Consider the following 22,751-nt stretch of genomic DNA (forward strand, 5'->3'; position numbering starts at 1 on the left):
AAAAAGATGAAAAAAGTAATTCTATTCGCGTCCTTTTTGCTCATTTTATGCTCTTCTTGCAGCAATCAGCAGCAAGAGGAAAAGACTGCCGCAAAGGAAGAAAACACGAAAACAAAGATTGAGGGAGACATGGTTCAGCTTTTGCCTGAGCAGATTAAAAACTCAGGAGTGGAAACCGGGCCTTTTAAAAAGCAGGAAATGCATACTATTTTAAAAGTGAATGGTGTGGTTGACGTACCACCAGAAAACATGATATCGATCAGTATTCCATTAGGCGGATATGTTAAAAAGATGATGCTGATCCCAGGAATGCGGGTAGCAAAAGGGAGCATATTAGCTACTATAGAAGATCAGCAGTACATTCAGTTACAACAAGACTATTTAACAGCAAAGAGTAAACTGAAATTTGCAGAAGCAGATTATATACGCCAGAAAGGTTTAAATGCGACAAAGGCGACCAGCGATAAACTTTTCCAGCAGGCAGAAAGTGATTTTAGCAGTCAAAAAATCCTGGTACGTTCCTTAGCTGAAAAGATCAGGTTAATCGGTCTGAATCCGAACACCCTGAATGAGAATAATATCTCAAGAGCGATTAGTATTTATGCCCCTATCAGTGGTTATGTGACCAAAGTGAACGTGAATACCGGGAAATATGTTACTTCTTCCGATGTTTTATTCGAGCTGATCAATCCGGGTGCTTTACATGTTAACCTGACTGTTTTTGAAAACGATGCCTCTAAATTAAAAGAAGGACAAAAGATTATTTGTACGACCAATAAACATCCGGAGAAAAAATACCTGGCCGTGATCCATTTAATTACGCCAAATATCGGTGAAGACCGTACAACCAGTGTACATTGTGATCTTAAAGACTACGACAAAGACTTGTTACCCGGTACTTTTATGAATGCAACCATTGAATTAAACAACAATAGCGTGACCGCAGTTCCGGAAAGTGCAGTTGTGAAATGGGAAAATAAAGAATATGTTTTTTCTGCTGAAGGCGGGAATAAATTCAGAATGAGGAAAGTAGAAACCGGGGTGGTCAACAACGGGTTTGTAGAGATTAAATCGGCACTGGACGTGAAATCAATTGTAGTCAAAAATGCTTACGCGATTCTAATGAAAATGAAGAATAGCGAAGAAGAAGGATAGCTAATTAATTTCATGTTATATTTACGACGGAGGTTGCCCTGACAGGTGACCTTTGCCGTAAATATAATAACAGAGAATTGAGCACACTAAAAACATATTTTAACTGGAGCACAGGCAAAGATTCTGCCCTTGCTTTGCACTATCTGATGCAGGATAAAAACTATAGCATAGCACATTTGCTTACCTCGGTTAACCAGCAGCATAACCGGGTCAGCATGCATGGCTTGCGCAGAGAACTATATCAACTGCAAATCGATGCATTGAACCTGCCATACAGCACTATAGAATTGCCAGAACAACCCTCCATGCAGGAATATGAAATACTGATGGAAAAAGAAGTTTCCAGTTTACAGCAACAAGGATTTACGCATGCTGCTTTTGGAGACATCTTTTTAGAAGATCTCAGGAAATACAGAGAACAACAACTATCGGCTTTGAACATAAAATCTGTTTTCCCCCTTTGGAAGAAGGATACCAGGGAATTGCTCAATGAATTTATTGACCTCGGTTTTAAATCTATCCTGGTCTGTATCAAAGCAGATTTACTCGATCAGGAATTTGCAGGAAGAATTATTGATGCAGACTTTATCAAAGATTTGCCACCAAATGTGGATGTTTGCGGAGAGAACGGTGAATTCCATACCTTTTGTTTCGATGGGCCTATCTTCAATAAACCTGTTCCTTTTGAAATAGGGGAGAAGGTTTACAGAGAATATCAAGCTCCTGAAACGGATGCTGATACCTGTTCAACCCAACCCGCAAAAAGTAAGAGTGGATTTTGGTTTTGCGATTTATTGCCAGTAAAGAATAGCTAGTCATTACAAATGAAATCTATGAACAGAAAATATTTCATTTCTTCTTTGGTTGCATCAGGAGCAATATTTTCCACTTTCAAAAGCTGGGCTAATCATTTGGTAAAAGAAGAAGTTAGTAAGATTAAAATTCCACCCTACTTAAAACCAGGTGATACCATAGGCATTACCAGTCCTGCGGGATCTATTAGCTTAGCAGGTATCCAACCGGCCGTTCAGCTTATGGAAAGCTGGGGATATAAAACTACCATCGGTTCAACCATAGGAAAAAAAGATTTTACCTATGGAGGTACAGACAAAGAAAGGCTCGAAGACCTTCAACAACTATTAGATAATCCGGTTATCAAAGCAATTATGTGTGCCAGAGGTGGTTATGGTATAGTTCGTATTATTGATCAGCTGGATTTTACTGAATTTATCAAACATCCTAAATGGTTAATCGGATTTAGTGATGTCACCGTTTTACACTGCCACATTAATCAGAATTTTGGTATTGCAACCCTGCATTCTAAAATGTGTAACAGCTTTCCTGATGATTGGGCTCAGGCAGAACCCATACAGATTTCTACAATCTTATCAATCAGACAAGCATTAGCTGGCGAAGATTTCAAATATACTGCTCCGATAGCGCAATCAAATCGTTTGGGTAGGGCAGAAGGCGTGTTGATTGGGGGGAACCTTAGCATCATTGCCAGTAATTCTGGTACAAAATCAGATTTGGATACAACCGGTAAAATCCTGTTTCTGGAAGACACCAGTGAATACCTTTACAATCTTGACCGGATGTTCTGGAATTTAAAGCGTACAGGAAAACTGGCTCATCTTGCGGGATTGATCATTGGCGGATTTAGTGCAAAACCAGATGATCCGGGCGAAATATTCGGTAAAACTATAGAGGAAATTGTGATGGAGAAGATAAAAGGGTATGATTACCCGGTTTGTTTCAATTTTCCTTCAGGACATCAGCGTGCTAACTTTGCATTAAAATGCGGAACAAGACATTTGCTTGAAGTTGGAAATGGAGGAAGCACGCTCAGTTCACTGAAATAAGTTAGCGAGAGCAGCGGCTCTCGCTAACTCTGATTATTTTTTAGTCACACGGATATCGATACGGCGATTTTGTGCTTTTCCATCAGCAGTATCATTGCTGGCAATCGGGTGCTCTGCGCCATAACCTTCAGCCTCTAAGCGTTTAGGATCTACACCTGATTTTACCAGTTCCTGCATTGCTGCATTAGCCCGTTCATTAGATATTTTCTTATTGATTGCAGCATCTCCTGTATTGTCAGTATAGCCGCCTAATTTTAGATTGACCTCAGGATACGCTTTTAAAATAGCGACCATATTTTTCAACTGTTCCTGTGACTCTGCTTTTAAGGTGCTTTTTCCAGTTTCGAAGTACAACCTGTCAAAAGTAAACCATGTCGTTTTATCAACAGGCTTATTCTTATCCTCAATAAATGCAATCAATCTGTTCTCTACAGAGTTCTCCCCGATACTGATCACTGTGCCATCAGGTAATTTCTTATCAGTTTTAGCCCCAAGATCTCTCACGAAATCTCCTGCTTCATTTAATTTTCCTGCAATGGTACTGCCTGCCGCGGCGGCTCCTGCTTTCATCGAACTGCCAGCAGAATCCATCTTAGTACCCATTGAATCAACTTTGGACGATAAAGAATCAGTAGGGTTGCCGACTGTTGATTTATTACATCCTGATCTGCCCATAATCCACCATGCACCAATGATAATAATCAGTAATGGGATCAGCCATTTCAGGAACCCACCACCAGATTTCGTATCCTGAACTGTTCCGTAATTTACAGGAGGTACTTTTGGTAAATCTACCTTAGGAACCTCTACCTTGGGAATAGCTACTTTGGGTATTTCCACTTTCGGCAGGCTAAGATTTGCCAACCCTAAAGAATCACTCAGGCCTTGTGGCAATGCTGCGGTAATCTCCTGTTTACTTTCAAATATTTTACTTAGCAAGTCAGAAAAATTCCAGCCCTTAACAGCCATTGTTTTGGTAATAAATCCAATAACCAGTGGCGCGATCATGGCCATTAATCCTGAAGATTTTTCGGCACTCAATCCGGTAGATGTTGAAAGTGCACTGGTTACAGCGCCCGCGTCGTTTCCAAATAAACCACCTAACAATGATTTTCCTTTATCCAGTAAAGAGTCCTCACTACCACTTAATAAATCTTCTGGCGTACTTTCTGCAACTGCACCAGTGCCAGACAGATTTGGTAATATTTTAGCCAGGATATCTGGGTCTGATCCAGCTCCATTTTTTAGAATACCACCTAAAACGGCGGGGATACCAGCAGCGAAACCAGTTTTTACCTGGTCTTCGCTTACGCCAGCTTTCTGGCTCAGAGATGAGATTACATGATCACTCACCTGACTTTTTAATAGCTCAATTAAATTCATGTTGATAGTTTTTAGGTTAGAAATTTTAGTGTTTATATCAATCTTTTATAAAATAAAAGACGCATTAACTCATAATATTCAAACGATCACTATACACCCTCGCCTTTAATTTCAATTCAGTACCTGTAAATCAGACACTTGCACATACATAAATATAAGCTTATTAAATTGTTTAATTGCTATTCACTTTATCCTTTAGTTCCGGACGCTTCGCTTCAATCAATGAATTGACCTCGATCATAAATCCTCCCGGAGCCATAAAATAGAAAGTAAGTCTTCCATGTTCCTCACGGATCTCTTCCGGATTATATCCGCCGGCAGTGATTTTTTCATGTAGCTCTTTTACCTGCTCAACGGTTTCCTGCATAAATCCGATATGAAAGATTTGAGGATAGAAAGCATCATCAGCTTTGAAAAAGGTAATCAACGAGCCGTTTTTATCCAGTAAAAAAGCCATTTTGGAGCTGACCGGAGTTTGTGGAGCACGTTCCATACCAAAATAAGTTTCAAGCAATTCTACAGTGGCAGGAACCTCAGTAACTGCAAATCCAATGTGGTTAATTTTCATTATTTTTAAATTAAGTAATATTAAATCTGTTTATACCTAAACTTTGAGTGCTTTTAAAACCAGCCCAAACGTTTGCCAAACAATTTCTTCTGTTAATACAAATGCGCTGCCGCCTGGTCGTAGTCCTTCATAATGGGCGCGGATCAATGCCTGTAAAGGAGAGAATGCTACAGACCAGTAAACTTCAATAGGCATGGCGATAATCTCTCCGCGTTCAATCGAGTTTTGCATGAACTTGCGGATCATATGATCAAAATCATCACGGAAGCCGCTGTATATCTTGTCCTGATAAGACGAAGAACGCAATAGTTCAAAAAACAGGCTCAAAATGGGATTTGCGATCTGGTATTCAAACCGGTTTTTCCATTGCACACGCAACCCTTGTTCAAAACTGGATTCAGGATCAAAGCCCTGGATAACTGCTGCTCTCATTTTTGCAACCTCTTCACTGGCGATCTGTATAATCAGATCATCCTTGTCCTTGTAATAGATGTACAAAGTAGCCATTGAAATACCGCAGGCCTTTGCTAATTTATTGGCGCTAAAACTCTCGAAACCATGGGTAACCAGCATTTCGATCGTTTGTTCCTTCACTAATTGTTCTTTCTCTTTATTTCTTGGGCGCATCTGAATAATTTAACTGAACAAATATAAGTGATTGATCTCTTACTTATGAATATATTTAAAATTTATTCTGATATATCCTGCAAATTCCTGGTGTAAGGGGACCCGATGATAAATAATGAAGAATTAAAGCAATTTTATCTTTAAGTGTGTACTTTCTTTTTCTTATTAGTTTATTTGTCATTTTAAAGTCTTGTTTTAAATCAGTCTAAATAATAACTGTTTAATAATCAGTTCATGTTGTAAGTTTGTTGCCTCAAACAACACACACCAATATTTATGCTTTTTTCTACAACAAAAATCGCTGTAACCGCATTTTTTCTTTTGCTGGTTACTTCAGTTTCCTTCGCACAAACAGGAGGAATCAAAGGAATTATAAAAACATCGGACGGGGTGCCAGTAGAGCTGGCTATGGTTGCGATTAAGGGAGTGGCCAATACAGCGACTGATAAAGATGGCCAGTACCAGTTGAAAAATATTCCAACGGGCACTTATACTATAGCTGCACGCCTGGTAGGGTTAAATTCAATATCCCAAAATGTGACTATAACCAGAGGAGAAACCACAATTGTAAATCTAACTTTTACGGCTTCCAGTCAGCAATTAAAAGAGGTTATCGTTAGCGGTGGGAAAACGAATAAATTCGCAGTAAAGGAAAGTAATTATGTTTCAAAAATGCCTTTAAAGAATCTTGAAAACCCACAGGTTTATGCTGTGATCTCTAAAGAGCTGATGACAGAGCAGGTGATTACCAACTATGATGATGCTTTAAAAAATGCGCCCGGTATTGACAAGTTATGGTCTTCTACAGGACGTAGCGGTGACGGTGCAGGTTATTTTTCTCTCAGAGGTTTTGCCGTTCAGCCTACACTGGTAAACGGTTTACCAGGCTTAACCAATGGTAGTCTTGACGTTTCTAATATAGAACGTATTGAAGTACTTAAAGGCCCGTCGGGAACTTTATTTGGAAGCAGTTTGATTTCTTATGGCGGATTGATTAACACGATAACTAAACAGCCTTTTGATGGTACTGCAACAGATATTACCTATACCGCAGGAAGTTATGGCTTAAATAGAATAACCGCAGATTTTAATACACCAATTGATAAGAACCATAAATTACTTTTTAGAATGAATGCAGCATTCCATAATGAAAATAGTTTTCAGGATGCCGGATTTAAGAAAACAAGATTTATTGCGCCATCGTTATCTTACAAAGTTAATGACAGGTTATCATTCCAGTTGAATACTCAGTTTTTGAGCTCAAAAAGTACAAACCCTACAATGTTGTTTTTTGACAGAGGTACCGCGCTGAAAGTGACTAATCTGGCTGGTTTAAACTATGATCCTAAGCAATCATTTACAAGTAATGACTTGAGCATGAAGACCCCGGTTGCTAGTGCGCAGGGCCAGATGAATTATAAAATATCAGATAAATGGAATTCCCAAACTATAATTTCCATAGGTTCTGCAAAATCTGATGGTTACTATTCTTACTTATATGAGTCAAGTAAGTCTGTTGCCGGATCTTCTAAATTTGACCGTTATATCAGTGATCAGAATTCAACTACAAAGACCACAGATATTCAGCAGAACTTTGTCGGTGACTTTCATATCGGTGGTATGCGCAATAGAATTGTTGCCGGCCTTGACTACTTTAACAGAACATTTATTGACAAGAGTTCCCCTTATGCAGGTTTAGGGCTGGTTACCCTTGGTGGAACTGATACTGGTATATTGACCAGGGAAAGTGCAGATGCAGCGATAGCAGCGGCAGGTAGTTATAATGACAGCAATACAAGTCAGCAGGTTTATAGTGCTTATGTCTCAGATGTTTTAAACTTTACACCTGCGCTTTCTGGAATGTTCAGTTTACGTGTAGACAGGTTTCATAATGGAGGAAAAACATTAGCAGATGCGGAGAAATATTCACAGACAGCATTATCTCCTAAATTTGGATTAGTCTACCAGTTACTGAAAGACAAACTTTCTGTTTTTGGGAATTATATGAACGGTTTTACCAATGTGCAACCAGTAAATGTGACGATCGATGGAGTTTCTTCTACAAAAAACTTCAAGCCTGAACATGCCAACCAATGGGAAACAGGGGTGAAGGCTGATTTATTAGAAGGTAAACTAACCGGTTCTTTGAGTTATTATGATATACGTGTAGCTAATGTTGTCTTGAATAGCGGTCAGAATGATGTTTCACAAGGTGGCAAAAACTATAGCAAAGGATTTGAAGTAGAATTACAAGCTAATCCTTTCCCAGGTTTTAATATCAACGCAGGTTATAGTAAAAACACAAGTAAACTAACAGGCGCAAGTGCAGACTACGAAGGGAGAAGACCAGAAAGTGCAGGGCCTTCAGATCTTGTCAATGCCTGGTTTAGCTACAAAATTATGAATGGTAGTGTAAAAGGACTGGGTTTTGGTTTTGGTGGAAATTACGCGGGAAAAAACCTGATTCTGAACAGAGCGACAACCGGGGTATTTACACTTCCTTCTTATACAGTACTGAACGCTTCTGTTTCGTACGGTATAAAAGCTTTAACTTTTGGATTTAAAGTGGACAATCTGACCAATAAAGAATATTATAAAGGCTGGAGTACAATTGAGCCAATGAGACCGAGAACAGCAGTGGGAACAATAGGTTACCACTTTTAGTAATTAGTATATGGAGAAGTCGTCTGGATATCATTATTCAGACGACTTTTTATTTAATCAGGATCTGGTCTATGGCCTTGTCTGTAAAACGGTCCCCGCTGTAAAAACTATTATAGAAATCCAGCCGGTTCCTTGAATAATTCAGCTCTGAGCTTACCGGAACACCCGTTCCTTCATAAGTTTTTCCCTTTGGGTCAGTATAAATCTCATTCGATAAGCTAAACTCCCATCCATTAGGGAGTTCTTTCCATAAAATTTCCGAGAAGATACCAGCAGTTCTCGAACCTATAGTTTTAATATCCGGGTAATTCCTTGCGGCTAAGGCGAAGATTTCTGCTGCACTTGCTGTCTGAGAACTTAAAAGTAAGTAGACTTTACCTTGATAAGCAGTGTTTGCTGGCTGTAAAATGTATTGCTGTTTTTTACTATTCCCCTGATTGGTTTTAGCCGTTACAGAAAGAACATGTTTACTTTCTCCAACAAAATAGCTCAAAAGTCTTAAAGCTACTGTTTCCAGCCCGCCACCATTGAAGCGAAGATCAATAACTATTGAATCAGACTGCCCAATGCCAGCCAGTATATTTTTCATCACCTGATCAACTCCGTTTAGTTCATCAGCAAACTGCGCCAGAGGCTGTTTGGAATCTTTGATCTTGTCGTCATAATCCTTTGCAAAATTGTTCATATCCTTAATCAGGATATAACCAATTTGTGAGCCTTTCAACTTTCCCCAATTGATTACCCCATTGTTATAAGTATGAGGGTCTGCCAAATAAGTGTCTTTTATGGACTGAATGATATCATCCTTTTTTCGTCTGATTACCGGTAGCGTTGTTGCAGCCACTTTTGTTTTCAGAGAATCCGGAATTTCTAGCCTGATATGACCGTCACCTATTTTTTTGACGATTTCAAGCAGAATAACGGCAAATTCCTTTGGAGCATTTATTTTCCTTACCCTTGGCAGGTATTCCTCATAAACCTGTTTCCAATTTATATTCCGTTCCTTGAAAAAGGCATAATTATCATGGAAGGTTTCCCAGAAAACTTTAAAGTTTTTCTCATAGGAAATTGTATTTGTACCCACATTAGTGCACATTGGAGGCAAAGAATCAACCCGCTTAAAAATATAATTTACAATTCCTCCCGGATTCAGGGTAAGTTCATCCTTAGTTAACGAAACAATGCTAAACCTTCCACTCAATTTGCCATCAGCAAGCGCTTTACACGCTATACTATTTGTATTGTAGTAGATATAAGTAGAATCCTCAATCTTTAAGGATCTTCCATAGCCCTGTTGAACCCAGGAAGTGTTTTTTAATGATTTTTCACGATTTTGTTGTGCATGGACACTTAAAGTTATCAGTAAGATGCAAACAGTGAAGTGGAAATTTAGCATTGAATATTAATTATTTACTAATATATGTTATTAATAGTGTTGTTTTGTTGTTAATTAAAGAAATTATTGCTGCTGATGGTTACTGATTTAACTAATAATCCGAAACTTAAAATTTAAGCTGATGTTATATTTGAAAATTTAATCATAGAAGTAAAGAAATCAGATTATGAAAGATCAACCAGTGAAAACCATAGCAACCGATAGTTTACTAATCGCCTACCTTGAACATGGTTCAAGTGACGGCTGGCCCGTGCTATTGTCACACGGATTCCCCTATGATGCCCATGCTTTCAATGAAGTGGCATCAATCCTGATAGAAGCAGGGGCAAGGGTTATTGCGCCATTTACGCGTGGATTCGGAGAAACCCGCTTTATTTCAACCGATATTATGCGTAGCGGGCAGCAGGTTGCCCGTGGTTTTGACGTGATCCGGCTTTCTGAAGCTTTGGGCTTAAAACGACCTATAGTCGGAGGCTTTGATTGGGGAGGTAATTCCTCCTGTACGGCAGCAGCGCTGTGGCCGGAGCAAGTTAGCGGTCTTGTATCTTACGCGGGCTACGATATAGTAGATGTGAATGAGCAGAAGCATGCTGCCACACCATCACTTGAGCGTGTCTGCTGGTATCAGCATCTTTTCCAATCGGAACGCGGGCGTGAATGCCTTGCCAAAAATCGGTATGAACTGGCCCGAATGTTATGGCGCGAATGGTCACCGGACTGGCAGTTCGACGAAGCGACGTTCGCCCGGACATCAAAATCATTTGAGAATCCTGATTTTGTAGCGGTTGTTACACATACTTACCGCTGGATGCATGGTCTTACTGCTGGTGATCCATCTTTACAGCCAATGGAAGACCTTTTGGCGCAAAAGCCTAAAGTAACAGTACCGGCAGTAACAATTGATGGCAAAACTGACCCGCTTAAGCCAGGTGGAACAGCAGATCCTGCCAGCATGTTCACTGGACTTCACGAACATATTATTACAAATTCAGGTCACAACGTTCCACAAGAGGCGCCGCAGGTATTCGCTGATGCAGTGCTGAAAGTGCACAATTGGCTAAAGTAAAATCGAATTAATAGATTATTTACTATTTTCGGAAACCTAAAAACCTGATCGTATAACAAGCAATAGAAATCATTCAAAAAAATAATATTCTTATGAGTAAAAAGATAATCTCTGTATTTACGGCATTTGCGTTGATGTTGACGCTATGCAGTTTTGTAATATCCTATCCATCTGCTACAAAAAGACAGGAGAATAAGATAGCACGTAAGATTGTCTACAACAAGAAGAAACATAATATAGCGTTATCATGGCCAGCATTCGGCTCTTCTGGAAATTATGTAATTACAAGAGGGGGGAGTCGTTTGGCCTCAGATTTTGTACCGGTGGGTTCAACTTCCAAATTAACATTTACAGATAACAAGCCAAATGCAGATAAGTACGAAAACTATTATAAGATTACCCGTAATGCTATTACAATAATACTTTCGTTAGAGAACCAGATTTTTGGTGACCATATTGTATTTCTACGATAGAAAACATGAAAAAGCAGAAACTGCACGAAATGATATTAATTCGCAATTTAGTACTATTGGTCTGAGCGGCCCCAATGGCGAATGGACTACAAAGCGCCAGGCATACTATTTCAAAGCAAATGTTGATGATCAAACTTATGATTCAGGTGGATCAGGTTCTGCATCAGCAGCAGAGGCTAACTCCATAGAATTAGGTTTCTACTCGCATATTGGAGGTTTGGGCAAAGTACCATCAGCTGTTAAATTAGGTTCTGTATTTACCAGACCTCACCTTTCAGGTGGAGCAAATGCAACGTGTACATTTTGGCGTTCTATGGAAAATGTAGCCGTGATGCGGGATTTTGCCTGGACAGTTTCTCAATCAACCAGTGCACGAAGAATGCTGATTGAAAGCACTTCAAAATATATTTCAGATATTGGAGATACTAACTTTTGGGGTAGTGGTGGTTTTATTGCCGATACGCATTATATATCATCCAGACCAAACTGGGGCGGACAACAACAATGGTATACCAGAAATGCTATCTTTCCTTCGGGTTCGGGAGCTATGGGCGGGTCGTATAATATGGTTTGGCAAGGTTGTGTCAATCCTCCAAAAGCGGATGATGCCAACTCTCCAATTCCTGTTACACCAATGATCAGAGAAAAACCTTTCCTTTTTATAGATAATGATGGTGAATACAAAGTATTTGTTCCGGCATGGCAAAAGGATAGAGCAGGTGTTTCCTGGTCGTCAGCGGGTATGGGTGAAGGTAAAATTCAAGATTTGCTAACCGGCTGGTATATCGCAAAAGACGGTGATACTGATATAGAAATCAATACTGCGCTAAAAGCTGGTAAAAATATATTTTTCACACCGGGGCATTACGCCTTGAATGCGCCTGTTCAAGTGAATAGAAAGGATGCAATACTTCTGGGTGCAGGCATAGCTTCGGTAACGCTGGAGCCTACTGAGAAAAACACCTGGGGATGCATCTATGCTGACGATAAGGATGGAATTATCATTGCTGGTCTTTTGATGGATTCATTCAATAGTACAACTTATCAGATCAGAATTGGTGATGAAGGAGCAAATGCAGATCATGCTGCAAATCCTATATTGCTCACAGATATCACTTGTAGAGTAGGTGGGGTTCAATCAAAAAATATTCAGATACAAACCTCTATGCAAATAAACAGTAATAATGTGGTGGGCGATCATTTCTGGCTGTGGCGTGCCGATCATGGTTCGCAACGTGGAGGAGGTTTACGTTGGGTGAGAGATAGATGTAAAAACGGCCTTATCGTTACTGGCGATGATGTTACACTTTATGGCCTGTTTGCCGAACACTACCAGGAATATGAAGTGTTATGGCTTGGAGAACGTGGCAGAACCTATTTCTTCCAGAATGAACCGCCTTACGATGCCCCAAATCAAGCAAGCTGGAGCAGTCAGGGAGGCAGAGTTGATGGTTATGCCGCATTCAAGGTAGCGAATACTGTAAAAGAACATCATAGTATAGGAATGGGTTCTTACGCAGTTATCACAGGGACTGATGGTAAGGTGAATAAGAAAAATGGCTTTGAAATACCTAATAGTCCGAATGTGAAATTTGAAAAAATGATTATCACTCGTTTTGCTGGCCCGGGTAATATCCAAAACGTGATCAATAGTATTGGCGGCAGCACAGCAACTGGTGTAAAACGTGTGGCATTATACAACAATGGCACAGGTATACAACCTTACGACGAAAAATTTGATTTGCCCGATCGTGAATCTTATCCTGCATATATTAACATGGATAAGTAATAAAATTATATTGCTATTATGATAGATTTATCTTACGCTGAGAATCAAATTCATTGTGTCACGAATTTTCAAGACCTTATTTCTACGCCATTTAATGGAGAAATGAACGCGATTTGCTGGACTCGTGAACTAACAGGTGATTTTTCTGAAATTGTTAAAAAAGTAGAGCTAAGCGGAAATATAACAGTCCTTGAACAAGAGGAACTTTGCGAACTTCAGTTGAGTGAACAAGGACAACTTGCCCGCGAAATTCTCTTAAATGATTTGAAGATATTGGAGGCTCATGGCGCATCACCAATCCTTAATGTGATCAGCTATTATGATCGGGATGATTCCTACCCGTTTTTTCCAACCGACGTTTATTCTTTTCATGTAGATCGTTCTCCTATACCAACCGATACCTTTTTATGCACTTACTATGGTGAGCCGAGTGAAATATTACCAAATTCACAAGGCACAAAAAAAGTCCTTATTCCGGAAATACGTATTGAACTCAAAAAACTATATCATGGGGCTGAGGAAGATTTTGAATCATTCCTCAGTGAATATTTCTTTGATTTACACTATCAGGCTAAACCTGATGCTCACCTCATAAACCTGGGTCTCGGTCATCTGTGGAGATTAGCGGTTGATCATCCTGAAAGTCAGGTTCCTCCTTGTCTTCACCGTGCACCTGAGGAAAAATCCGGACAGAAAAGATTGTTGCTGATCTGTTGATCATCAACTTATTTTTTCGCTTCATTCAATAACTTCTGTAATTTCTCTTTGGTTTCCGGGATTTCTTTCAACGTTAAAGCTTTTTTAAAACTTTGGACAGCGCTTGTTTTATCTCCGGTTTCAAGATATAAATCACCAATTGAATCATAACAATTGCCACTGTTAGGATTGTTGGCAATATTGAGTTTGAATAAGGTTTCTGCCTTTTTAAATTGTTTAGTGCCTATCATTTTGTAGCCAAGATTATTAATCTGGCTTTCATCTGGCTTAATCGTATATCCCATTTTTTCAGAGACGTTCTTATAATGCGAAACCAGTAAAGAATCTAATTTAAAATCAGGATTGTTTATTTCGCTTTCATAAATTTTAAGCTTATAAAAGTCAAAGATGAATCGAAGCGCATCATATTCTCCGATCAGTCTTACCGAAGGATGGTTATCATCTTCGTAATATTTGTATTTAAAACGCAACTGGTCTTTTTTGTTTTTAGAAAGGTCTTTGATGAATTCCAAATTGCTGCGAATAAGTGCTGTAGCCCCGCTTGTGTCCTTTTGAACACTTAGCGTATCTACCCCTCTTTCCAAACGATTGGCCATAGCGATAAACAATGTTTTTCCTTTATAATTTTGAACTGGTAAAATATTTTTTCCTTCTTTCACGATTTTCTGATTATCCCACCACAATGACCCGTCAAGCGAAACATAAGAATTGAATAAATCCGGCTGATGCAGCAAAGTGTTTATGACTGTTAAACCCCCCAGGGAATGGCCAATAAATGTTTTATAAGTAGTAGTTGGATAAGTTTTATCGATATAAGGAATAAGTTCTTTCCCGACAAATGACATGAATTTTTCTCCGTTGCCAACAACTCCAGGCAATTCTTTATCAGTACCAATTGTTAAATCGCTTACTCTGTTTGCATGCAGGATTCCAACTACAATCATCGGCGGACAAAGACCTGATTCACTCATATGCTCTATAATACTTACAACGGTATTGAAATTTTCACTTCCATCCAATAAATAAATTACAGGATAATGTCCTTTGTCTTTTATTTTATTTCCTCCGTTACTGTTAGGAATATGTATCCAGACTTTACGTTCCTGCCCCATAATCTTTGAAGGAAGTGTTTCTTCAAACCCAGTATTAAATGGACTGTTTTCTTGTGCATGGATACAAAAAGAAAATAATAAGAAAAGGATTGAAAAGTAAAGAGATTTCATGCGTTTTTTTAGCTAAAAGTCAATAAATAGTATTTTATTTTTGTTTAATAGACGCCTGATTTTTGACCGTGTTACAAATATTTCACATTTATTTTAGTGTCGGTGTGGCATGGTACCTGACCCAACTATTAAAAATTGACTGTTAATTATATATCAAATAACAATCAATTATGTATTAAGTATACAGACTTGTATATTTAATGCATATCTTTATTGTATGATCAAGCAAAGAGGACAAGTAGTAGCTGATAAAATTCTGGATACAGCAGAAAGACTGTTTTTTAAACAGGGCTATAATATGACAGGAATCAACCAGGTGATCGAAGAAGCTGACATTGCCAAAGCATCTTTATATAAACATTTCGAATCAAAAACTGACCTGTTACTAGCTTACTTGCAGCGCACACATGAGCGCTGGTTTGATAAACTTGGAGGCGACGTTAATAAAGTAACTGACCCCAGGGAAAAATTATTAGTACTATTTGATTATCACCGTGAACGTCAGTTAAAGAATGGATACAGCGGCTGTCGCTTTATAAAAGCAAATGACGAAGCCGGGATGAGTGATGAACGGGTATTAGCAGAGATCCAGAAGGCAAAGCAGCATCTTAAGGATTTTATAGCTGAGTTAGTGATTAATTCAGGACATCAAAAGCTTTTAACGGATAAAGAATTGACCGATCTGATATTCATGATGCTGGATGGAGGTATAGTAGCAGCCTCCATATTTAAACAGGCAGATGATTTACAATCGGCCAGGGCAATAATTCAAAAACTACTTTAAATGAAAAGAAATTAAAAATTAATAGCCAGATAAAAACAATTAAACGATATAGTTATGATTTTACTAAGGAATTTTATTAAAGCAGGGGCAGTCTTTGCGGCATGCATGCTCTTCAGTATTTTAAGTCTTGAAGCAGACGCTGCTCCAAACAACGATCAAACGCTAAATTCAAAGCAAAAAGAACCAGTATTAACTTCGCATACATTTACCTCAAAGCGCACTACGACGCATTATTGGGAAGCAGGGCCAGACAACGGCCCATTGATGATCTTCGTTCACGGGTGGCCGGAGATTGGATTAGTGTGGCGCGCACAAATGGAAGCCTTTGCCGCCGAAGGATGGCGATGCATCGCACCTGACCTGCGCGGTTTCGGTGATTCATCGGTGCCCACGACAAAAGGAGCTTATGCTATCAAAGAAATCGTTGATGACATGGTAGAACTCGATGCTCACCTGGGCGGTAAAGCAGCAATTTGGGTTGGGCACGATTGGGGAAGTGTAGTAGCCGGATCCCTTGCTGCGCATTATCCTAAGATCAGCAGGGGGGTAGTACTGATGTCTGTACCTTATTTGCCGGATGGCTGGGCATTGCCGAACTTGATACCGCTGGTTGACCGAACCCTTTACCCCGCCAATAAATATCCGGACGGGCAATGGGACTACTGGCGTTTCTACCTGACCCATTTTGACCAGGCCGTGAGCGACATGGACGCTGATGTGCCGGCAACACTTGCATCTATCTTTACGAAGGGTGATCCTGCCTCAGCCGGAAAATTGTCGCCTTCAGCATTAGTGACCGCTCATGGCGGACGTTATGGCGCTGCGCACCGGGCACCCGCCACGGAGCCCGATTATACATTATGGACGAAACCTGACTTTGATGCCTTAGTTGCTGCATTTAAAAAAACAGGCTTCCGTCCATGCAATTCCTATTATCTGAACGATGACTCCAACATTGCTTACGCCAAAACTGCACCAAATAATGGTAAGCTGAGCCTGCCCGTTCTATTTGTCAATGATGAATATGAACCATTTTCGAATATTAATTTGAGCAAAATCGGAAATCCTATGCGGGCAGCCTGTTCAAATCTTACGGTAATCGATCAGCCTTCGGGACATTGGGTACCTTTGGAGCGTAAATACGAAATTATAGAGACTATACACGCATGGGTTAAATTGAATAGTTTGAAGTAACATAAAACTTGAGAGATAAAACAAAATACTTTTCTGTCAGCGCATGAAGTTTACACCTAAGGTGAATCATTTGAGTGATAAATTCAATTTATTGTATCTTTCTAAAAAAAAGATATGAAGAAAACCAAACTACTTATTCTAACCCTGTTTATTGCCAATTTCAGTTACGCACAAAACACATTAATGGATAGTTTAATTCAAAAAAACTACTCCACCTTTAAAAAAAATAATAACAAAGCTTTCGAAGGCAAAGGATGGATTACCTTAATGGATGAAATCAGTAAAAACAATTCTGTGTTATTGGGCGAGCTACATTTCACCAGTGAAGTCCCTTACTTCACAAATGCTGTTATCAATAATATTAAGTTCGACAACTATATTCTGGAAATTGATCCATATACAATCAACACCACGGCAACAAAAATTAAATCCTTGTCTGCTGCTGAGCTGGACAAATTCCGTAATGAATCAGGTTCAGCTTTATCTTTTTTACAAGGTGAAGCTGAGTTTGATTTATTCAAAAACATACTTCAGCAGAATATCAAAGTATATGGAGCTGATCAAATTAGTTTATTTTCAGACCGGTTACTGCTTTCGGAATTGAGTAAACTATCCAAAAATGCTCAAGCAAAAGAAATTTATAAACAGATGATTGCTAATTCCGCTGTTTATGACACGAAAAACAACACCACATTCTATTTGTTCTCTGATGATTGTCTGGCAAAAATGAACGCATTGAGCGCTCTGAATTTATCAGCCAACGAGAAAGAGCAACTTGAAGCACTGAAATTAAGCAGGGAACTATATTTAAATCGAATTCATCGTTTAAGAGTTCAATACATGAAACATCTGGTTTTTGAAAAACTCCCTGAATGGAAAGACAAGAAAAATCTTTTCAAATTTGGTGCTAATCACGTGCCTAAAGGAGAGAGTTTAATGGAAGTATTCGATATTGGCAACCTGGTTTCTAATATTGAAGAGGCAAATTACCGGAAATCATTACACATTATGCTCATCGGAAAGGAAGAAGGTGAAACATTGGCTGATTTGGATGAATATAAATCTTTCTTAACCGTTGTAAAAGATGACAATTGGTATGCCTATGATTTAAGACCCTTGAAACAAGCAATCTCTAAAAAGAAGCTTGAAGTAGAGAATTTGGAGCTGGAAAGAATTATAAAAGGTTACGACTATTTAGTTTTCATTCCAAACGTGACTAAAACTCCAAAAAGAGGTAAACAAGACCATTAAATCTGCTCAGGAGCCGTCTGTTTTATGGTGCAGACGGCTCTGTCTTCTTGTTACAGGCAGAAATAGTTTTTATAGTCTTGTAGTGCACATCAAATTTTATTTAACTTTTTTACCGTCTTTATTGATATAAAATGTTTCGCCTTTTTCATAAACTTCAATCTTACCTTCATCAATATCTTTAATGTAATCATATTTTACAGGAGTAATTTCAATCCCATTAATATTAGTCAGGCCATATTTATCATCAAGTTTTACAATAATTAAGTTTTGTGATTGCAGGTTGTCGTAGATTTCAATTCCATCATATTTTAATGGAATCAACACTTTTCCCTGTGTATTGATTAAACCACATTTATTATTGTTTTTTATTACAGCAATAGCGGGCAATTTATTAGTATAGAATATTCCGATATCATCGAACTTTATCGGAGCGACTTCATCTCCTTTCTTATTAATTAAGCCATACTTGTTAATATTTTGATTGCCAATAACATTAATTATAGTTCCAACTTTTGCCATCCCATTTTCATCAAAATCAGATACATGATCATATTTTATTGGAATGACTACAACTCCGGATTTATTTACAAAGCCAGATTTACCTTTTAGTTTAACATCGGCCATTCCGTTTTTAAATCTTCCAACATAATCATATATAATAGGGACAATAATTTGTCCTTTTGTATCAATAAATCCATGTTTATCATGGATAACCGCAGCTGCTCTTTCCTCAAAGAAATTAGTGCCTTGTTCGTATTTTAAAGGAATTTTTTCTATGCCTTCAGGAGACACAAAACCATATCTGAATTCTTTATTTTCACCCTTCCCAATTTTTTTTCCTACTGAAATCAGCCCATCTTCCTGGTAGTCGCTTATGTAATCATATTTTAATTTCCAATTGGACGATTGACAGGAAGCCATCTGGAAAAACAATGATAGTAAGACAATGATATTTAATGATTTTTTCATCAGTATAAGTTTGTTCATTTCGGTTGATCTTCTGCTGCACACGATGGGTTCATTTATTAATTTAAGCCCATTGGGTGTAGAATACTTGAATTAGAAAAATTTGATTAATGGTAGTTTTAGGGGGCAAGCTAATGATCTGAAAATATTAGTGCAAAAAAAAAGAGATCATTCGATCTCTTTTTTTTTAAGTCGGGGTGGCAGGATTCGAACCTACGACCTCCTGCTCCCAAAGCAGGCGCGATACCGGGCTACGCTACACCCCGAAAAAATGGTATCACCTTTGTCCCTCTTGCGAAGGGTCTGCAATATATATTAATTATTTGCAGAGACCAAATTTCAAATGATCATAAATGATCTTTCTGATTTGGTGTGCAACAAAGGTAAGTAAAGAATTGACATTTTTATCCCTCACGAGCATTTAAACCGTAAAAATATCTTAATGTGTTGCTTTTCAAGGAGAAAAAAATTCAGCGAAGATGTAGATAAAGAACAGATAGTAGGAGATTGCTTAAAAAAAAGCATTCAAGTCCCTGTTTAAACTTCTAAAACAAAGCTTAAACATGCACCTGAACGCTTAAAATCTCTTGAAAATTCAATTATGCAATTAATTTTTTCCTGCGATAGTGTCTAAAAACAAAATAACCAGCAACTGCAACCAGTATTAATGCCCATAAATTGGCCAGTATCAGAATAAATTCCTTAAACACACCCCAGCCATTCTCAAAACTTAACCAGAACCGTTTAAAAAAATCAGGGCGGTAATCAGATAAATTATCATTGACCACTATCATTTTCTTAATCGTATTATCCTGATAAAAATTTAAAGTAATCGTACTGTACCTTACATTCCGGTCAGTCAGTAAATTATTCACCTTATTATCTACTAATTCATCCTTCAATGCTAAAGACCTTTCTGCTACACTGACCTTTTTCCCTGAAACAGAATTATTCAACTGCGTTACCGCTTCCACCTTATTCCTATTTTTCAATTGATTGCTCAAATAGTTGAGACTTTGATCATCCTGTTTTAAAGACTGGTCATCAATAAACACAGCCATCTTTGCGATCTGATTTGTAAAATCATCCAGTTTCTCTGAAGGAATCCTCGCAACTACCAAACCCTCTACCCGGTAAGCAATCAATTCCAGTAAAGAATCGGCGGAGTATTTTACCTTTTCATTCTGTCTGATCATGCTATGTGTGTTAAACCCGGTAATCGTGCCGCCCTCAGCTTTCAGTATACTTCCTAATTTTTCTTTAGTAGACTGTACATCCTTTACCCTGAATCTCATGTCCGCGGTTTTAACAATCTTTTCAGTTACCGCAGTATCTGATGATAAGGCAGAACTCTGTTTTTGAACATCAGCAGTTTCATAAGCGCCCGATTTTTTGTCACTGCTACAACCCAGTGCAGTTAAACCTAGTATTCCATAAATCAAATATTTCTTCATCATGTTAAGGATTAAATTTTCCCTTAATACTGTTATACGCTGTTAAGTAACCCTATGTCATACACATATATCAGAACCCCCTTCTAAATTAATTTAAAAGCCCTTTGTCTGTAGCTAACCTTCCATATCGGTAATCAACCCTTCCAAAATGGAAGGGTTTTAACCCGGTATATTTTTCCTAAAAATTCGTTTTTCCGCTTAAAACACTGAAAAATAGCTGTTTATAACTCAGTCTTTTTCTTTGGTATAGCGATTGGATAAGGCCATAAAAAATAAACACCATGATGACTGTACTACTATTAATCGCTCTTCTGGTCCTGACATGGATCTGTTACAAATCAATCGACTGGTTCGAAAAAATCTAAAATTATGATCGCACTATTTATTATCGCAATCGCAGTATTCATCTATATGATTTACGTGCTGATTAAACCCGAAAAATTTTAATTGAACGCTATGAACACTGAATTATTTGGAATCTTCGCTACCTACCTGCTTACCCTGGTTATAGCTATTCCTTTAGGTAAATACCTCGCAAAGGTATTTGCTGGTGAAAAAGTCTGGACTGACTTCTTAAAACCTATTGAATCTGGTATCTACAAACTTTCCGGAATTAATCCTAACGAGCAAATGAACTGGAAGCAGCACATGAAAGCGCTGATGACCATCAACCTTGTATGGCTGGTTTACGGATTCTTCGTTTTAATGAATCAGGATAAGCTGCCACTTAATCCCGACGGTAACCCAGGAATGTCTCCTGATCTTGCCTTTAACTCCATCATCAGTTTCGTTGTAAACTGTAACCTGCAACATTATTCAGGAGAAAGCGGTGTGACCTATCTTACACAGCACTTTGTGATGATGTTTCTTCAGTTTGTAAGTGCCGCAACCGGTATTGCAGCCGCTGTAGTCTTCTTTAAAGCCTTCAGGGACAAAACCTCTACCAATCTGGGGAACTTCTGGGAATTCTTTGTGAAATCAATTACCAGGTTATTATTACCTCTTTCTTTAGTGATGGCTATTATCCTTGCCTTTTCAGGTACAACAACAAGCTACGAAGGAAAAGACAAATTTATATCCTTACAAGGTGATACCGTAAACGTATCAAGAGGCCCCGCAGCTGCATTCGTGGCTATTAAACACTTAGGAACCAACGGCGGTGGCTGGTTTGGTACAAACTCTGCGCACCCGTTAGAAAACCCATCATATTTCACTAACTCCGTAGAACTAATCGCACAGGTGATCATTCCAATAGCGATGGTTATTGCTTTCGGTATTTTTATCAGGCGCAGAAAACTATCCTGGATGATATTCGGCGTCATGACCATAGGTATGCTCTTACTACTGATTCCAACCGTGAGCAGTGAACTCGGAGGAAACCCTGCAATCGCAAAAATGGGTATTTCGCAGCTTACCGGTGCAATGGAAGGTAAAGAAGTACGGTTCGGGCCGGCAATTACTGGCTATTGGAGCACAGTTACCACCATTATCTCTACAGGATCAGTAAACAGTATGCACGATAGTGCGATGCCACTAACCGGCTTCTGGCAACTATTAGGCATGATGATCAACTCCTTTTACGGAGGCTGTGGAGTAGGGATGCTAAATTATTTTATCTACCTCATTATTGCCGTATTCATATCCGGTTTAATGGTAGGGCGGACACCAGAATTCCTGGGACATAAAGTAGAAGCCAGAGAAATTAAGATTGCAGCATTAATCACCCTGTTAAGTCCTTTTCTGATTCTTGCGGGAACAGCACTATCAAGTTTTATCATCGTTAATCATGCAGATGCAGCATGGGCAGTACAACCAAAAGCATGGTTAAATAATCCGGGCTTCCACGGTTTCTCAGAGATGTTATACGAAATGACATCTTCTAACGCCAACAACGGTTCTGGTTTTGAAGGCTTAGGTGACAATAATGTTTTCTGGAATGTGTCTACAGGATTTGTATTGTTCCTGGGAAGGTTCTTACCAATTATCGGCCCTATAGCTATTGCTGGATTACTCGGTGCTAAAAAATATATCCCGGAATCGGCAGGTACTTTAAAAGCAGAAACACTGACTTTCAGTCTGATGACTTTTGCGGTGATCATTGTATTAAATGCCCTTTCATATTTCCCTGCCCTGACTTTAGGCCCGCTGGCAGAATATTTTACCCTGATTAAATAGATTA

Annotated in this window: 20 protein-coding genes and 1 tRNA gene; 13 read left to right on the forward strand and 8 right to left on the reverse strand. The window is 38.7% G+C overall.

The features are described from left to right. Positions 1-6 precede the first annotated feature (6 nt). From HDE70_RS16180 to HDE70_RS16190, 3 genes are all read left to right on the forward strand, one after another. Complete coding sequence (locus tag HDE70_RS16180; RefSeq protein ID WP_183891243.1) at positions 7-1,155, forward strand: efflux RND transporter periplasmic adaptor subunit; 1,149 nt, start codon at positions 7-9, stop codon at positions 1,153-1,155. 77 nt (positions 1,156-1,232) lie between these two features. Beyond that, positions 1,233-1,970, forward strand: a complete 738-nt coding sequence (locus HDE70_RS16185) for an adenine nucleotide alpha hydrolase (protein ID WP_183891244.1) — start codon at positions 1,233-1,235, stop codon at positions 1,968-1,970. 18 nt (positions 1,971-1,988) lie between these two features. Continuing rightward, positions 1,989-3,017, forward strand: coding sequence for an LD-carboxypeptidase (locus HDE70_RS16190; protein ID WP_183891245.1), 1,029 nt, complete (start codon positions 1,989-1,991; stop codon positions 3,015-3,017). 33 nt (positions 3,018-3,050) lie between these two features. On the opposite strand, the gene HDE70_RS16195 is transcribed toward HDE70_RS16190, so the two are convergent. The 3 genes from HDE70_RS16195 to HDE70_RS16205 form a co-directional block, all read right to left on the reverse strand. Further along, positions 3,051-4,400, reverse strand: coding sequence for an OmpA family protein (locus HDE70_RS16195; protein ID WP_221302084.1), 1,350 nt, complete (start codon positions 4,398-4,400; stop codon positions 3,051-3,053). A gap of 172 nt (positions 4,401-4,572) precedes the next feature. After that, positions 4,573-4,968: a VOC family protein gene (locus HDE70_RS16200; RefSeq protein ID WP_183891246.1), complete on the reverse strand. Its 396-nt coding sequence runs from the start codon at positions 4,966-4,968 to the stop codon at positions 4,573-4,575. Between the two features lie 36 nt (positions 4,969-5,004). Then, positions 5,005-5,595: a TetR/AcrR family transcriptional regulator gene (locus HDE70_RS16205; protein WP_183891247.1), complete on the reverse strand. Its 591-nt coding sequence runs from the start codon at positions 5,593-5,595 to the stop codon at positions 5,005-5,007. 276 nt (positions 5,596-5,871) lie between these two features. Between HDE70_RS16205 and HDE70_RS16210 the strand changes: the two genes are divergently transcribed. Continuing rightward, positions 5,872-8,259 (forward strand): TonB-dependent receptor, encoded by a 2,388-nt coding sequence (locus HDE70_RS16210; protein WP_183891248.1) that lies wholly within the window; start codon positions 5,872-5,874, stop codon positions 8,257-8,259. A gap of 49 nt (positions 8,260-8,308) precedes the next feature. Here HDE70_RS16210 and HDE70_RS16215 read toward each other — a convergent pair whose 3' ends face one another. Further along, complete coding sequence (locus HDE70_RS16215; protein WP_183891249.1) at positions 8,309-9,655, reverse strand: S41 family peptidase; 1,347 nt, start codon at positions 9,653-9,655, stop codon at positions 8,309-8,311. A 256-nt stretch (positions 9,656-9,911) separates the two neighbouring features. Here HDE70_RS16215 and HDE70_RS16220 point away from each other — a divergent pair, with 256 nt between their 5' ends. From HDE70_RS16220 to HDE70_RS16230, 4 genes are all read left to right on the forward strand, one after another. Next, positions 9,912-10,721: an alpha/beta fold hydrolase gene (locus HDE70_RS16220; protein ID WP_221302085.1), complete on the forward strand. Its 810-nt coding sequence runs from the start codon at positions 9,912-9,914 to the stop codon at positions 10,719-10,721. 92 nt (positions 10,722-10,813) lie between these two features. Continuing rightward, on the forward strand, positions 10,814-11,194 hold the full coding sequence (locus tag HDE70_RS27155; protein ID WP_221302086.1) for a hypothetical protein: 381 nt from the start codon (positions 10,814-10,816) through the stop codon (positions 11,192-11,194). After that, a complete protein-coding gene (locus tag HDE70_RS16225) occupies positions 11,169-12,983 on the forward strand; it encodes a hypothetical protein (RefSeq protein ID WP_221302087.1) in 1,815 nt (604 codons plus the stop codon). The genes HDE70_RS27155 and HDE70_RS16225 overlap by 26 nt, the downstream gene beginning before the upstream one ends. Positions 12,984-13,001: 18 nt before the next feature. After that, positions 13,002-13,700, forward strand: coding sequence for a hypothetical protein (locus HDE70_RS16230; protein ID WP_183891251.1), 699 nt, complete (start codon positions 13,002-13,004; stop codon positions 13,698-13,700). An 8-nt stretch (positions 13,701-13,708) separates the two neighbouring features. Here HDE70_RS16230 and HDE70_RS16235 read toward each other — a convergent pair whose 3' ends face one another. Continuing rightward, positions 13,709-14,923: an alpha/beta hydrolase-fold protein gene (locus HDE70_RS16235; protein ID WP_183891252.1), complete on the reverse strand. Its 1,215-nt coding sequence runs from the start codon at positions 14,921-14,923 to the stop codon at positions 13,709-13,711. A gap of 217 nt (positions 14,924-15,140) precedes the next feature. On the opposite strand from HDE70_RS16235, the gene HDE70_RS16240 reads away from it, so the two are divergent. The 3 genes from HDE70_RS16240 to HDE70_RS16250 all read left to right on the forward strand — a co-directional run bounded on the left by HDE70_RS16240 (position 15,141) and on the right by HDE70_RS16250 (position 18,152). Next, the gene (locus HDE70_RS16240; RefSeq protein WP_183891253.1) at positions 15,141-15,707 is read left to right on the forward strand and encodes a TetR/AcrR family transcriptional regulator; all 567 of its coding nucleotides are present in this window, start codon (positions 15,141-15,143) and stop codon (positions 15,705-15,707) included. A gap of 264 nt (positions 15,708-15,971) precedes the next feature. Continuing rightward, positions 15,972-16,901 (forward strand): alpha/beta hydrolase, encoded by a 930-nt coding sequence (locus tag HDE70_RS16245; protein ID WP_221302088.1) that lies wholly within the window; start codon positions 15,972-15,974, stop codon positions 16,899-16,901. Positions 16,902-17,015: 114 nt separating this feature from the next. Next, the gene (locus tag HDE70_RS16250) at positions 17,016-18,152 is read left to right on the forward strand and encodes a hypothetical protein (protein WP_183868157.1); all 1,137 of its coding nucleotides are present in this window, start codon (positions 17,016-17,018) and stop codon (positions 18,150-18,152) included. A gap of 96 nt (positions 18,153-18,248) precedes the next feature. Here the strand turns inward: HDE70_RS16250 and HDE70_RS16255 are convergent, their stop codons facing one another. The 3 genes from HDE70_RS16255 to HDE70_RS16265 form a co-directional block, all read right to left on the reverse strand. After that, the gene (locus HDE70_RS16255) at positions 18,249-19,121 is read right to left on the reverse strand and encodes a WG repeat-containing protein (RefSeq protein ID WP_183891254.1); all 873 of its coding nucleotides are present in this window, start codon (positions 19,119-19,121) and stop codon (positions 18,249-18,251) included. 189 nt (positions 19,122-19,310) lie between these two features. Then, a tRNA-Pro gene (locus HDE70_RS16260) sits at positions 19,311-19,384 on the reverse strand. 333 nt (positions 19,385-19,717) lie between these two features. Next, entirely contained in the window at positions 19,718-20,575 is an 858-nt protein-coding gene (locus tag HDE70_RS16265) for a DUF4349 domain-containing protein (protein WP_260160956.1), read from the reverse strand. A gap of 366 nt (positions 20,576-20,941) precedes the next feature. On the opposite strand from HDE70_RS16265, the gene HDE70_RS16270 reads away from it, so the two are divergent. Both HDE70_RS16270 and kdpA read left to right on the forward strand, forming a co-directional pair. After that, positions 20,942-21,019, forward strand: coding sequence for a potassium-transporting ATPase subunit F (locus HDE70_RS16270; protein WP_082035969.1), 78 nt, complete (start codon positions 20,942-20,944; stop codon positions 21,017-21,019). A 9-nt stretch (positions 21,020-21,028) separates the two neighbouring features. Next, on the forward strand, positions 21,029-22,747 hold the full coding sequence (gene kdpA / locus HDE70_RS16275) for a potassium-transporting ATPase subunit KdpA (protein ID WP_183868159.1): 1,719 nt from the start codon (positions 21,029-21,031) through the stop codon (positions 22,745-22,747). Positions 22,748-22,751: the final 4 nt, after the last annotated feature.

The organism is Pedobacter cryoconitis, from assembly GCF_014200595.1.
GTDB classification, from domain to species: domain Bacteria; phylum Bacteroidota; class Bacteroidia; order Sphingobacteriales; family Sphingobacteriaceae; genus Pedobacter; species Pedobacter cryoconitis_C.

Bases quoted from the DNA above. Each gene is read 5' to 3' on its own strand.
- HDE70_RS16180 (WP_183891243.1), top strand. From the start codon at position 7: ATGAAAAAAGTAATTCTATTCGCGTCCTTTTTGCTCATTTTATGCTCT.
- HDE70_RS16190 (WP_183891245.1), top strand. From the start codon at position 1,989: ATGAACAGAAAATATTTCATTTCTTCTTTGGTTGCATCAGGAGCAATA.
- HDE70_RS16195 (WP_221302084.1), bottom strand. From the start codon at position 4,400: ATGAATTTAATTGAGCTATTAAAAAGTCAGGTGAGTGATCATGTAATC.
- HDE70_RS16200 (WP_183891246.1), bottom strand. From the start codon at position 4,968: ATGAAAATTAACCACATTGGATTTGCAGTTACTGAGGTTCCTGCCACT.
- HDE70_RS16205 (WP_183891247.1), bottom strand. From the start codon at position 5,595: ATGCGCCCAAGAAATAAAGAGAAAGAACAATTAGTGAAGGAACAAACG.
- HDE70_RS16210 (WP_183891248.1), top strand. From the start codon at position 5,872: ATGCTTTTTTCTACAACAAAAATCGCTGTAACCGCATTTTTTCTTTTG.
- HDE70_RS16215 (WP_183891249.1), bottom strand. From the start codon at position 9,655: ATGCTAAATTTCCACTTCACTGTTTGCATCTTACTGATAACTTTAAGT.
- HDE70_RS27155 (WP_221302086.1), top strand. From the start codon at position 10,814: ATGAGTAAAAAGATAATCTCTGTATTTACGGCATTTGCGTTGATGTTG.
- HDE70_RS16230 (WP_183891251.1), top strand. From the start codon at position 13,002: ATGATAGATTTATCTTACGCTGAGAATCAAATTCATTGTGTCACGAAT.
- HDE70_RS16235 (WP_183891252.1), bottom strand. From the start codon at position 14,923: ATGAAATCTCTTTACTTTTCAATCCTTTTCTTATTATTTTCTTTTTGT.
- HDE70_RS16240 (WP_183891253.1), top strand. From the start codon at position 15,141: ATGATCAAGCAAAGAGGACAAGTAGTAGCTGATAAAATTCTGGATACA.
- HDE70_RS16245 (WP_221302088.1), top strand. From the start codon at position 15,972: ATGATCTTCGTTCACGGGTGGCCGGAGATTGGATTAGTGTGGCGCGCA.
- HDE70_RS16250 (WP_183868157.1), top strand. From the start codon at position 17,016: ATGAAGAAAACCAAACTACTTATTCTAACCCTGTTTATTGCCAATTTC.
- HDE70_RS16255 (WP_183891254.1), bottom strand. From the start codon at position 19,121: ATGAAAAAATCATTAAATATCATTGTCTTACTATCATTGTTTTTCCAG.
- HDE70_RS16265 (WP_260160956.1), bottom strand. From the start codon at position 20,575: ATGATGAAGAAATATTTGATTTATGGAATACTAGGTTTAACTGCACTG.
- HDE70_RS16270 (WP_082035969.1), top strand. From the start codon at position 20,942: ATGATCGCACTATTTATTATCGCAATCGCAGTATTCATCTATATGATT.
- kdpA (WP_183868159.1), top strand. From the start codon at position 21,029: ATGAACACTGAATTATTTGGAATCTTCGCTACCTACCTGCTTACCCTG.